General features: G+C 34.7%; 8 protein-coding genes. 3 read left to right on the top strand and 5 right to left on the bottom strand.

All coding sequences use genetic code 11. From position 1 onward, the window contains the following. Positions 1-22: 22 nt before the first annotated feature. The 4 genes from IPP32_12740 to IPP32_12725 form a co-directional block, all read right to left on the bottom strand. On the bottom strand, positions 23-3,067 hold the full coding sequence (locus IPP32_12740) for a T9SS type A sorting domain-containing protein (protein ID MBL0048951.1): 3,045 nt from the start codon (positions 3,065-3,067) through the stop codon (positions 23-25). 125 nt (positions 3,068-3,192) lie between these two features. Further along, positions 3,193-4,020, bottom strand: a complete 828-nt coding sequence (locus tag IPP32_12735) for a hypothetical protein (GenBank protein ID MBL0048950.1) — start codon at positions 4,018-4,020, stop codon at positions 3,193-3,195. Positions 4,021-4,375: 355 nt separating this feature from the next. Continuing rightward, entirely contained in the window at positions 4,376-4,498 is a 123-nt protein-coding gene (locus IPP32_12730; protein ID MBL0048949.1) for a T9SS type A sorting domain-containing protein, read from the bottom strand. 171 nt (positions 4,499-4,669) lie between these two features. Continuing rightward, the gene (locus IPP32_12725) at positions 4,670-8,029 is read right to left on the bottom strand and encodes a T9SS type A sorting domain-containing protein (protein MBL0048948.1); all 3,360 of its coding nucleotides are present in this window, start codon (positions 8,027-8,029) and stop codon (positions 4,670-4,672) included. A 111-nt stretch (positions 8,030-8,140) separates the two neighbouring features. On the opposite strand from IPP32_12725, the gene IPP32_12720 reads away from it, so the two are divergent. The 3 genes from IPP32_12720 (at position 8,141) to IPP32_12710 (ending at position 13,171) form a co-directional block, all read left to right on the top strand. Next, on the top strand, positions 8,141-9,940 hold the full coding sequence (locus tag IPP32_12720; GenBank protein ID MBL0048947.1) for a T9SS type A sorting domain-containing protein: 1,800 nt from the start codon (positions 8,141-8,143) through the stop codon (positions 9,938-9,940). Between the two features lies 1 nt (position 9,941). Beyond that, positions 9,942-12,320, top strand: coding sequence for a T9SS type A sorting domain-containing protein (locus IPP32_12715; GenBank protein MBL0048946.1), 2,379 nt, complete (start codon positions 9,942-9,944; stop codon positions 12,318-12,320). A 272-nt stretch (positions 12,321-12,592) separates the two neighbouring features. Continuing rightward, the gene (locus IPP32_12710; protein ID MBL0048945.1) at positions 12,593-13,171 is read left to right on the top strand and encodes a hypothetical protein; all 579 of its coding nucleotides are present in this window, start codon (positions 12,593-12,595) and stop codon (positions 13,169-13,171) included. Here the strand turns inward: IPP32_12710 and IPP32_12705 are convergent. Further along, positions 13,149-13,628, bottom strand: a complete 480-nt coding sequence (locus tag IPP32_12705) for a hypothetical protein (GenBank protein ID MBL0048944.1) — start codon at positions 13,626-13,628, stop codon at positions 13,149-13,151. The two genes, IPP32_12710 and IPP32_12705, sit on opposite strands and share 23 nt — an antisense overlap. Between the last annotated feature and the right edge of the window lie 2 nt (positions 13,629-13,630).

Below are 13,630 nucleotides of genomic sequence, written 5' to 3'. Positions count from 1 at the left end.
ATGGTCTTCAAATAAATATTACTTAAAATTCATTGGAAACTAATTTTAAGCGTTTAACCCTATTTCCAATATGTATTTCTAAAAAATATATTCCATCGACAAGATCATCTGCAATAATTTTGATGTTGTTTGTGCCTGTTTTTAATACAGATTCCTGTGAAATAATTTTTCTTCCACTTAGGTCAAAAAGTGAAATTAAGGCAATTTGATCCGACTGACTTATAAATTCAATATTTAGGTTCTTGTTAAATGGGTTTGGATATATTGAAATTTCCTCTTCTATTGCACTCTCAAGAATCTCATCATTTGTATCATCAGTTGTTCTACACTTAGTTTTTGAACTGATGTTTCTACTTGCTATCGATGTGCCGCAACCCGACAATGTTGCAGTAATTAGAAATGGAGTTGTTGAATATATTTTAGCAGATTCATTTTTTGTTCCGGAATAGGATAATATTTGAGAATTGCCGCCGGATACACTCCATGAAACATAGCTAACACCAGTCAAAGGATTAGCATTCGGATTGGCACTATTACTTTGGCCAATTGTATAGATTTCATTTTTATTTTGACATTTTGGATTAGGTCCGACAACAGTTGAATAAACTGTTGGACCAGCGTTTATAAAAATGACAGTACCTGTTGTTGAAGTACAATTAGCATTTTTAGCATAAACAATAACGTCATACTTTGTATTTGCAGCAACATTAGTAGGGAAACTTATTTTAGCTCCAGTACCTGATTTGGAAATAATAGTAGCTCCTCCACTCGAAGAGCTTCCATGTAGAACTACGTACCAAATGTAATCAGTAGCGTTAGTAACTGGGGTGCAATTAAAATCTATGGTTCCACAAGCACCCCACCCCCCATAAAAGTTGTTGATAAACCCAGGGTAACTTATACTTTGTGGAGCACTTGGCGTTTGAGTTACATTAATTTTAGCAGCAACAAGACTAGTTTGTTCGCCACAATAAGGCAATGAAAGACTCGTGACCTTAACTGTATAAGAACCGGCTGTAGATGCGGTGTATACTCTATTTATCTCACCAGAAATGATGATTCCATTTTTATACCATTGATACTTGAAATTTGATCCGTATGACGTTGGATATATTTGAACAGGAAGAAAGTTTGAACAATAGTCAATTGTTCCTGAAATATTAAGCGTTGCATCAGGCAGAGGATTAACTGTTATCGGAATACTGTTACTTTGAACTCTCGCACTGCATTGGTTGTCCATTTTTACTGAATAATTTCCAGGTTGAACAGCTAAAATTGAATTAGAAGTTGCCCCTGTTATAGTTGAGGTCCCTAAATACCATTGATAATTCATGTTAGCCAATGAAGGTGCGATTAATGTAACAGAACTTCCATTGCAAAGTATGGTTGAACCACTAGCAACTATACTTAATGGTTGAGGGTATTGAGGAGAATTTACAACAGTCACAATGTTAGATATTTTTGTTCCACATGATGATAATCCAGAAACAAAATAAATTCCAGCTGTACTAATATCTAATTGATTGCTCGTAGAACCTTGAAGCAGCGTATAATCCTTATACCAACGATAGGTTGAACCACCAGATGCAGTGAGTGTTATAGTAGAACTAGGGCACAAAATTAAAGTGGAAGAAGAATTAATTGTAACTACTGATTGCGAAGAACATATATTGCAGGCCGATGTTGAAAATGATGGATCGCTCATCTCTACTTGGGGCGAAATCCCTCGAATGGCATAATGGCCATGCCCTGATAAATCTCCAAACACCTGCCCATTTTGATTGTCACAACGCCAATACCCCTCTAGATTACTTTGAACTGGGTTAACTATATTATTGTTATAATTTGCAATGACTTCATTGTCTGTTAATACTCGCGTCCATCTTCGAATCTCCTTAAGATTTCCTTTGAATAATTGCGATCCAGTTTCACTACTTCCGAGAAAAATTTTACCGCTTGTGTTAATAGGAGAACAATTAGCTTGGAAATATTCACCGTTTTGATAGACACCGTTTATGTAATATCGCGCATATTTTGCAGTTGCATTGTATGTTAGCGTTAAGTTAATACATCCAGCAGAACGTGCATCAAATCCTGACATTAAATTTATATAATTTCCATCGACTGATCCTCTAATCCTGCCATCGATATCAACGAACATTGTAACACCATCTTGAACAGATCCTTCAGTATAAAAAAACTGCCTGAAATTATATGATTGTGATACAGTGTTGCTTATTATAATCTCAATAGTAAAATCGCCAATGTTAAAGTTATCTGCTTTAATTACAACTTCGTCATCTGTTCCATCAAATTGCAAACCATTACTTGAATTAGAATAAAAATTAGCCGAGCAACCTGCAGCCCAAGATGGGTCTGATCCTTCAATTTGGTTAGTGCTCCCTAATACACCACTATTTCCAGAGCCCGATAAATCTAAAAAGGTCTGACCAGCTCCATCTTCGCAACTCCAATTTCCAATTAGATTAGTCTGAGTTAAGTTAGTAAAGCCTTGATAATTGGATGCTATTTCAATGTCAGTTAATATTCGATTCCAACGCCTAAATGATTTCAAATTGCCTTTAAATTTGGTGCTCATCTCGCCACTTCCTAATATGATTTTACCAGAATTATTGAAAGGCGATGAGGAAACTAGATAGTCCCCATTTGTATAGGTTCCAGATAAAAAGAACCTTGATTGTTTTGTTGTATTATTATATGTTAAAGCAAAACTCTGACAACCCGAACCTCTAAAGTCGTAGTTTGCAAAACATGTTGTCATGTTTCCATCAATGCAAGCTCTTAGCCAACCATTATTTGCGTTCAAAAAAATTCGAATTCCATGTATAGAATCACCTTCTTGAAAAATAGTTTGTTCTAGTGAATAAGATTGGCTAGAAGTGCAATCAAAAATTCCTTCTATGGTAATGGCGTTAATTGGACTATTAAACTGAATGGTTGCTTTATCATCATTCCCGTCAAAATTTAATCCCATTAATGATTGAGCTTTTAGAACGATAGTTTGAAAAGTAACTAAAAGCACCAGAAGTTGTATTTGCTTTTTCATTTTATTTATTTTTAGGGGGGTTAGGAGATTTAATTTGAGTTTCAAATTTCTACCTAAAAAAAAGATAAAACAATTTGCACTACCTAGGGTAGGCATAAAACAGTTGAAATAAACTTACAAAAGTTTTATATAAGAGATTGGTTCCTTAAATACTCAGCTAAGTTTAGAGAATTTTTAAAATCTTTATGAAATACATCCTTAGCTCTTTTTAATAATTCTTTGTTATGAGATTTAATAGTGTTTTGTGTCAATTCAAGATTATCCGCAACACTTTTGGAAGTTTTTTCTTCCAGATAAGCCAATTGGCGCAAAACCGGCATATGAGAATCTAAAAATATTTTTGATTCAATAAAGTTCTTTATTTTTTCATTTTTAAGCAACTCAAGAATATCCTCTCTAATCTTAAGTTTATCAGCAATACTAGAACTAAAATGTTCTCCTTCCCAATTCTTCAAAATGCTAAATTGATATCCATATGAAATCGCTTTTCCGCAATCTGAAATCTGAAAAATAAAAGCGTTGCATGTACAAAATAGAAAGCTCCCATCTACATGCTTTAGCGCTAGCTGATGAACAAATTGAATGTCATCAAAAGTTGCAAATTTCTTGTGTTTATCCAATAGATTCCAAATGGACACTCCTGTTATCCAGTGTTCAATTGAGTGTTGTGGATGAGTTAATCCCAAAAAATCAGCAATTGAAAATGTATCTTCTGAGTATCCCAAATATTTACTTATTCCAACGGGGTGAATTAGCTTTTCACTAATTCCATCTATTACAAAACTAAAAACTCTATTATCCGAATTCATTCTTAGTCTATCTAAAACCTTCTTTTGTTTTTCATTACTAATTTGAGGATTGTAAGATTTATTCAAAGGGAGGTATTCCCTAAGATTCTTTAGGAAAGTTTCTAAAACTGAACTATTAAAATTTGGAATTTTATTATGCTTCATAGGTATGAATTTTTGAAATTAAATTGAAGAAAATAATCACAAAACGAAATATTTTGCCTAAATACCTTTTAAATTGTTATGCTCTGCATTTCTACGTTGGCAAGTATCTGAGCCAAAAAAGATGATTGAATATCCTAACATGCCTTTATATATATATAAACAGTAAATAATAGATTCACAATTTTTTAATTACTCCTTCTTGCCTTGGTAAATTAAAATAAAAATTATTTTGCATTTACCCCGTATTTTTACGGGGTGATTGAAACCAGCGAATTGTGGCTAAGAAAATTTGATGGAAAACAATAAATGCACTCCAATAACTGAATTTGTAGACAAAGTAAAATTGGAAGTAAAGTTATTTCTCAATAACAATTTTTTGAAAAGAGTTAACTGTGTCCGAGCTAACCTGAACTATATACATTCCTCGCTTCAAGTTTGCGATATCGATCGTTAAATCATCTGATGTATTGTTACTCATTTTTTCAGTTAAAACAATTTGGCCGCATGGACTTGATTTTATTTTTTTGAAGATTTGAACTTTTGAAAGTACGTTTTTTTACCAATAGCTCTTGAATAGGATTATAGGCTCCCAACAAATTACTTCTTTGCATACTTCTTCAGTTACAACTATTATGCAATCAAAGCACTCCTACTCAAACACAATCTTTTTGGTAAAAACTCGATCATCCGTAATCCACCTAAGGATATACAATCCCTTTTGAAACCTACTGATATCAATCGTCTTTTCAACAACTGTTTTCGATTTGGCAATACCTTCTTCATAAATCAATTGTCCCTTTACAGTATAGATTTCTAAGTGTGATTTTTCGGATTTGTTTTGTTGGATTGCAATGGTGATTATATCTTTTGCCGGATTGGGATAGATAACAATTCCATTTTCCAGATTCGGGTTTGTAAAACCTGTCGACAAGCCCAATGTTATTTTGTATTCTTCAGTTTCGCCGCTTGTAAAATTAGTACATGCATCAGCGGCAGCATTTTGACTGCCATATGCACTGTTGCGAATACGCATTCCCGTTAAACCGGGCGTACTTCCCCAAGGAACAGTAATGCTAATAATACTGGGTACTGCAAAAATCGAACTATCTGAAACTAAAAACCATTCACTTGCTTCATACTCCCCATTTGCATTAAAATCAATCCAAGCCGAAATTACGTCATTGGAATAGGTTGTAACACTTAAATTATAAGTGTTTCCAATGATTAGGGTGCCAGTCCTAAATGCAGTGGGTGCAAAAGTATTAATGGAGCTATAACTTGCATTTAGGGTACATGTAGGGTATGAATTATTAAGTGTGGTTCCGGGAATGGTAACATTGGTTATGGGCCTGGTTGTGAATGCGCAATTTGAACCTCCCAAATTATCAAGGCAATAACAATTTGGTAAAGGCTCTAATCTTTCTTTAACAACATTGCTTATATCTACAGAGCCATCCGTGCAATGAACAGTACTTCTATAATATTGTGTTGACACAATTGTATCATTAAATGTATTTAAAAGAGAAGTAGCTAATTTTACCCAATTTAGACTGTCGCTTGAATATTCCCAAGTGTAAATAAAACCGGAATTTTGTTGCTGTGGATTGGTAATTGTAAAGTCAACAATTTTTCCGGGACAGACCTGAAGTGCGGATGAACTAAGCGTTGTTCCGGAAATTCCCTGACAAAAATCTGTATCCGATGGCAGAATTAATAAGGTATAGTCTTCTGTTTCCCCTTGAGTGTATGCACCACAACTTCCAAATAGTCCATTTCGAGCCGTGACACGCAATCTCACTTCTCCCAATTGTGAATTAAATGGAATCGGAATAGTTCCATAATATGTCAATGGATCTGAAGTTTGTGTATTTACTGTCGAGCTAAAATATTCATCACTAGTAAATGTTCCGTCATTGTTAAAATCAGCCTGCACATAAACAGAATTTGTACTTACAGCAGTAGAACTTATAACAGTGGTTATTGAAAATTTGGTTTCACCCTGTCGAACAGAAAATACTTTGTTGGTAAAGTTACTATAAGTTTGTGTTGCTAGGCTGTTACTACTGGAATACAAGATAGATGCGGATTGATAGGAATCACCAGCAAATTGGAACTTTCCAACATCAGGCCCAATTGTAGTGGTAGCTCCTGAAGTGCAATAGTCATGACATGGAATAAATACTGCATTTGAGAAATCTGATAAAGTTGAGCAGGATACTTTGCACCGATAATAAAGTGGACTCAGGGCTTGAAATGAAATTGCAGGAGCCAATGGAACATTTAGAAGATTTGACCAATTGATTCCATCGGGAGAACTCTGCCATTGATAAATAGTACCGCTTCCTTTAGAATATCCTGAAATTTTTAAGTTTATCCAGGTGGTAGGGCTAATATTAACGTTTTCCAATGAGGAACTCGCAACTCCGGCAATTGGTTGACCCGAACAAGATATAGACGGTATTATATTAATTGTAAAATCAATTGTTTCTCCTTGATTGTAATTATAACATCCTGTGATGGCTACAAATGGATTATCGACCAAAATTATCCGCATTCTTTTGTTTCCTATACTGGTGGTCAATGGGATTAAAATAGAACCGGTAATTTCATCAGGTTGCATAAATGTATTTGCCTCGCCAAGGACAAATCTTTCTGTGGAGTTCTCAAAAGTAAAATTGTTATTAAAATCAATAAATGCAACAACAGTATAAGGCACAAAACTCTTTTTTGATGAAATTCTATTAACCTTCATAGTGTAGGTAGTACCAGCATGAAAGTTTTTTGCAGGAAGGGCGGTATTATCTAAATATATTTCATTCGCCATAGCATTAGCGTATATCAAGGGGTAAGAAGTGCCATAATACAGCGAGTCCATTAAAATTTCGCTAATGTCGCTACCTATTTGATTTTGTGCGGTTGAAATACAATAGCACTGATTGGACGGTGTTTGATAAACAAAAGCGGATTGAGAATAAGAAGTTTGACCGGAACATGTTGCGGCGCATCGATAATAAGTAGATACACTCTGCGGTGGAACAACACAGCTTGTAAAAATTGAATTTGGAATATTTGTCCAAGTGAGTTGGTCGGTTGATTTTTGCCATTGAAACGATTGCCCTACTCCATCGGAGTTACCAAACAGAAAAAAATTTAATGGAGTATAACCACAGGTAGAACTAACCGCTGCCACTGCTGAACCGGCTATTGGTGGTGAAGTGCAATTGGGCGGAGGTGTCCAGGTAAAAGTTAATCCTTGATTGGGCATCACTTGCGCTCCTAAAGTGCAAACCGCTGAATGCATTGTATCGGCTTGACTTATATTCCAATCGACAGCTAGCGAACGAGCTTGTTTTCTATAACCAAAGGATAATCCCACTTGCATATTTGAAGCAACATTGCCAATTTGCATGGGGCCATACACCGCTTCTATCTTGTTTGAATTTTCGTATAAACAGATTTGAAAATTAATTGTATCCGACAAGGAAACACTTCTTGAAAATTTTTCCCATTGTACAACCAAGGTTCTGTTTGGTGCCGCTCCAATAACCTTATATGAGAGGCTCGAATTTGGGTTAGCAACCAGCTTTCCAGCGAATGCAGCTATTCCTTCAAATCTGGAGCTTATTCCTGGAGTTAAGTCTGCGAATGGTTTATCAAATCCATATAAAACCCCATTCATTACGCTTGTATTCTGTATGCCTAACATAAGCCAGCCCTTTGAACAAACAATAAAACGAGTATACACCAAAGTATCGAACTTAAAATTAAAGCCAATCGAAAAACCGTTTCCTGCAACCGGCGAAGATATAGTTGCTGCAGTTGGATTTAATGAATCATAGTAGCAACCATTAACATTACCGGGAGTTCCAAATTGTTGACCATTCAAAATAGGGGAGTAGGTTCCGTTACTGGACGAAAAATTATAGGTTGCTATTGCAAAACTACTCTTCAATTTAAAGAAGCAAATTAGAAGCAGAACAGCAATGCGAATTGGGTTTCTGTTTTTCATGGAAGTATGCTTAATACGTAAGAATTCTATCAAGTAAAAAATAATAAATCATTTTCATAAATGTATACTTTTATTTAATATATTTACTAGATTAGCCATTAAAAAAAAGTTATGAAATCAATCTTTATTGCTTTTTTAAAATCAACATTAAGTAAAGTTGTTTTTTTAGGATTTATGCTTTTTAGTGTGTTTCCTTTAAATGCGCAGCATTTGCAATGGTTGTTTCAACCACAATCTACCGGATACATCGGTTTTTCCGATGAAATAATTGATAAGCATGGAAACATTCTTGTTACCGGCATATATACCGGTATTGTGGATTTTAATCCGGACAGTGTTGGCGTTAAGTTTTTATCCTCAACAAATTCGAATAGTTATTTCATAGCAAAATACTCACCTGGAGGAGCACTAATTTGGGCGAAAAAGTGTGCGCGTAGCAGTTCTAATATTTTACTAGATACCAAATTAAAATTAGATAAGTTGGGAAATATTTATCTGTTTGGAATGTTTAATGGAATAATTTATTTTGATACTATTAATGGTTCTAACAATTATCTAAATGGTTATTTTGATCTTTTTGCGGCAAAGTATGATTCTACCGCGCAAATTATTTGGGCCAATAGTTTAACTACTGACAGTGTTAATGATTACATTGGAGATCTCGAAATCGATGGCTTAGGAAATGTATATATGACAGGTGGTTTCCACGGTAGAATCAAGTACTTTAATGGATCAACTTATACCTATACTTCGAGTACAGGTAATGGAACCACCTTCGATATTTTTCTTGTTAAGTATGATATCAATGGAAACCGTATTTGGATAAAAAGTATAGGGTCAACCAATGACGATTATGGCAGACGACTTTTAATTGACTCACTTGGAAATATAATAATTAGCGGAGCTTTTGCGGGAACAGTTGATTTTGATCCTGGGCCAGCTTTGCATAATATTACTCTTATTGGTAATCCGCAAGCTCAAACGTTCTTTGCTAAATTTAACTCTCTCGGAGGGTTTTTATGGGCAAATGCTTTTCGAGCGCCAATAGAGTTTATTAAAATAAATAAAGCGGGTGAGCTTGTTATTTTAGGAAGAATTACTTTTAATAATATTGATTTTGATCCTGGACCCGGTGTTACAATTATTCCATTTTATATTTATCAATATAATCCAATTTATATGGCTAAATATACTTTGAATGGTGCTTTTAAATCCATTAAATATCTGCCGGAATATTCGGATGATGCGAAAATTGTTATTTCAGCTGCATGTTTTGATAGTAGTGAAAATATTTTGATAGTTGGGTCTTATAAAGATTCAATTGATTTTGATCCCGGTGCAGGTGTTAATTTAAAATGCACAAGCGATACTACATTTAATCCGTTTCTTGCCATGTATGATACATCATTTGCTTTGATTTCGGTGAATGAATTTTATGGAAGAACAATGCGTTACAATTGGTCTGAACATTTAGTATTTAAAAATATTCAATCAGATTTAAACAACAATATATATATCGTTGGATCTTATATCGATACCATTGATTTTGATTTAGGACCGCAGAGTTATATTAAAGTAAGTAATGATACCCTCTTTTACAATCCTGTTTTTGTGAAGTATGACGGTAACCTTATTACAAGTAATAAAACAAATGCAATTGAAGTGAGCGACTTAAAAATGAAAATTTACCCCAATCCATCTCAAGGAAAATTATACTTACAAGGAAATTCTGAAAAGAAAAGAATGGAAGCTGAGATAATAGATTTATTGGGTAGAAAACAATACAGTTTTGTCTTTTATGAAAGTACCTATACAATTGATTTGATGAACTTGGAAAACGGACTCTATTATCTTAAATTAAATAGTTCTGGAACCACTAAAACAATTCCTTTTCAAATAATACACGAATAATATGAAGAAATGCTACATGATTAATTATCTGATTTCTACAAGAATAATATTGTCTTTCATTTTCACAATATTATATTCTTTTGCTTCAGCGCAATATTGTACCAACAATCTGGGGGGCAGTGGATGCAATGGTACTCGATTAATAACCGACTTTAAGATTGTCGGCACTACTTTGTCCAACTTAAATAATGGCTGTGTAATGCTCGGAACGAATACTTATAGCAATTTTCCTGCAAGTGGAAATACAACAGCATCATTGCTATTAGGCGGAGTTTATACTGTTAAGGTTACAACTACCGGTACGACTTCAAAAAAGTTATGGATTGATTTTAACCATAACTCTTTATTTGAAGAATCTGAATCAACTATGATATGCGTTTCTTCTGTTGCCGGAATTGTTGACTCAGTACAGATAACGATACCAACAAACGCAGTTTTGGGCACAACCGGATTGCGGGTAAGGTCAACTTCAAATTACTTTGCTCCGCCGGCATGCGAATATAGAGCATCCGGTGAAACCGAAGATTATACCATATCAATTGTGCCTCCTGCAGGTAATTGTAATGGTGCTCCCAATGCAGGAAAAGTGAGCATAAATTTTCCAAGTCCTTGCACCAATACTCCATTCACATTAAGTTTGATGGAGAACATACAAGCTTATGGATTGAGCTATACCTGGCAATCTTCAACGGATAGTTTAGCATGGATAAATCTTCATACAGATACTACTGTTGATTACATCACTTCTCAAACACAAAGCACTTTTTACCGTTGTATTGTATCTTGTATTTCTGGTGGTGTAGATACTTCAGCTACACTTTTTTTTAAAACATTATGTTACTGTAGTTCAGCGCCCACACATTCTAATGACGATGATATAGGCCGAGTTAAGATCGGAACACTGGATAACCAATCTGCAAACACTTTAGACGCCACTGGAAATCCCGGCTCTACACACACCTACACTGATTTTACGGCACTTCCTGCACCAAATTTAATTCAAGGGCACAAGTATCCAATTGCAATTACTCAGATTAATTCTAACTTATGGTATAACTGTTTTATCACTGTGCATATTGATTTTAATCAGGATGGTTTGTTTAATACCACAAATGAACTTTTTCCTATAGGGAGCACAATATCTGCCGGTTATAACACTCTTTATGATACTATTTTTATTCCATTCGGAACGCTTGGTGGGCTTACTCGTATGCGAATTGTTTTAAACGAAGGTGGTACAGCTGCACAGAGTCCATGTGGTTCCTACGGTTATGGCGAAACCGAAGATTATACAGTAAATATTGTAACTCCTCCTGTTTGCAGCACTCCGCCTCTCGCAGGTGCAGCCATTGCCAACGATACTGTAATATGTTTACCAACTACAGTTGGACTTTCGTTACAGGGTGTGAACATTTCATTGGGACAACACTATCAATGGCAAACATCACCCGATAATTTAGTGTGGACCAATGTGGGTTTACCATTAATTTTTTATGATACCGTTTTTAATGTGAGTGCCAGCACCTATTTCCGTTGCCAAGTAAGCTGTTCCGGATTTACTGCAAATTCAAATTCGATTTTAGTTGATTTTGTAAGCATTAACCAATGCTATTGCCCATCAGGAGAAAGTACACCTCCTTATAATAATACAAATTTTGATATTGGTAAATTTACCATTGGGAATTTTGTGAATGGCACTGATACCGCTATGCAGTATAACCCAGCAGCAATTCATTCGTATAGTGATTTTATGTCCTTGCCACCCATAGTTTTAAATAGGGGCTCAAATTATAATACATCCATAACAATAATTTGCGATACCGCTTTAAGTGGCATATTTGCATTTACAGGATACAAGTATCTCGGAATAGATTACAATCAAAATGCTGTTTTTGACGGCACAGATGTATCAGGGTATACTACTCCTGTTATTACTATTCCCAATCTATTTAACAATACTATTACGGTGCCTGCTAATGCTTTAATTGGCCTTACTAGATTGCGTGTTTTGGTTCGAAATTCAACAACCCCAACTTCTTCTATGTTTTGTGGCATATATGGTGTTGGAGAAACAGAAGATTACTTGGTTTATATTGATTACCCGCTAAGCTCTGCTTATGAAATATCGACAGCTGTAAGCAATGATTTAGTCGTTTACCCTAACCCTGCTGCACAAACCCTTAACATAAGCCTTAGCAATGCCAAGGATGAAACAGCCCAACTAAAATTATTTAACCTTGCAGGACAATTAGTGTACGAAGAAAGCTTTGAAGGAAAATACAACAAAGCAATTGATATAAGCCGCTTTAGTGCCGGATTGTATGTGTTGCAAGTCGTTTCGGAAACTAATTTTACAACTAGGAAAGTTGTGATTGAATGATGCAGAATTGAATTATACCATTTATATTTCTCGCGCAAACCTATGACTTGCGTGTTTAATTAATTCTTTTCCAAGGACTCTATTTTCTTAGTCAAGAAGTTTAACATAAAGATTTACCCATTAGCTTACATATAATCGTTCGCACTGATATAAATAATCTCTTGTTATTTTTTGAATTGGCAACTTGTGCCCTTGCGAATTGAAATACAATAACGCACAAGTTGGCAGACTTGCACGAGAGGGGAGTATTAAACAATATAAATTAAAGCTTTATGAAAATTTCTTTTATTGTTAGCATTATTTTATCAATTTGTTTTTTTGGAGCGGCTCAAAATTCTATAAATTTAAATAACAGCGCAAAGACTCATGATTCACTGTTGGTGGGGTATTTGAGTAGTAACCCAAAGCAAGATGAACTGTTTTGTAAGCAAGCAGAACAGTTGATGCAACAAAAAAAATATACCGAAGCTTTTGCTAATTTTTCAAAAGCTATTGCTTTAAACCCTATTGCCAAATATTACTGCAAACGTGGTGCTTGTTTAATGTTGCAAAATAAATACAACGAGGCTTTAACTAATTTTGATAATGCTATTTCTAATGATACCAACTATTCCGAAGCCTATTTTTTGAAAGCTACTGTTTTTCAGTTTACTAATAAAACAAATGAGGCTGTTAATTTTTATTCTAAAGCCATTACCATAAACCCTAATTTTACCGAGGCTTACCTTATGAGAGGCTTACTCTACGCCACTATTAAAAAAAATAAACAAGCTTGTGACGATCTTCATAAGGCTCTCAATCTTGGTTCTAATAAAGCGCAATTACATATTAATGAAGTGTGTGGGGGGTAATTTCAAGTAGTTTAAGCCAAATATTTGGCACGCCTAAGTAATAGTCTCTTATTCTATCCTCAATATGATTTGATTCCCATACAGCAGCACATTCCAATCCTTCACACTGCTCTCTAGTCGCCTTAATTACTTCTCCTGTGTTTGGATTGTATAATTCAAAATTATTTGGATTTATAGCGTCTTGAATATATTTCATTGGTTGATTTTTTAAATCTTCTCTGATTTCTAACTTACCCACTTTGAGCCATTTCCCTTGCGTTATAACATCATTATAAACCATCACAATAAATAAAACTTTAGATTGTCTAAGAATAGAAAAATCTGTCAATTTCTCTTTTGATTTATAATCAAAAAAGGCATAACCAAGACCTTTTACTAGTATTTGAGCATACACATAATATTGATTTTCAATATTGATTTCTATAATTGAACCCTCTGTTATTCTTTGCTTTGCCATAA

The sequence above is a fragment of the Bacteroidota bacterium genome (assembly GCA_016721765.1).
Taxonomy (GTDB): Bacteria; Bacteroidota; Bacteroidia; order UBA4408; family UBA4408; genus UBA4408.
This window is presented reverse-complemented; position numbering and strand designations above follow the sequence as displayed.

Coding starts and splice junctions, on each gene's coding strand:
- IPP32_12720 (MBL0048947.1), top strand. CDS start 8,141: ATGAAATCAATCTTTATTGCTTTTTTAAAATCAACATTAAGTAAAGTT.
- IPP32_12740 (MBL0048951.1), bottom strand. CDS start 3,067: ATGAAAAAGCAAATACAACTTCTGGTGCTTTTAGTTACTTTTCAAACT.
- IPP32_12710 (MBL0048945.1), top strand. CDS start 12,593: ATGAAAATTTCTTTTATTGTTAGCATTATTTTATCAATTTGTTTTTTT.
- IPP32_12725 (MBL0048948.1), bottom strand. CDS start 8,029: ATGAAAAACAGAAACCCAATTCGCATTGCTGTTCTGCTTCTAATTTGC.
- IPP32_12705 (MBL0048944.1), bottom strand. CDS start 13,628: ATGGCAAAGCAAAGAATAACAGAGGGTTCAATTATAGAAATCAATATT.
- IPP32_12735 (MBL0048950.1), bottom strand. CDS start 4,020: ATGAAGCATAATAAAATTCCAAATTTTAATAGTTCAGTTTTAGAAACT.
- IPP32_12715 (MBL0048946.1), top strand. CDS start 9,942: ATGAAGAAATGCTACATGATTAATTATCTGATTTCTACAAGAATAATA.
- IPP32_12730 (MBL0048949.1), bottom strand. CDS start 4,498: ATGAGTAACAATACATCAGATGATTTAACGATCGATATCGCAAACTTG.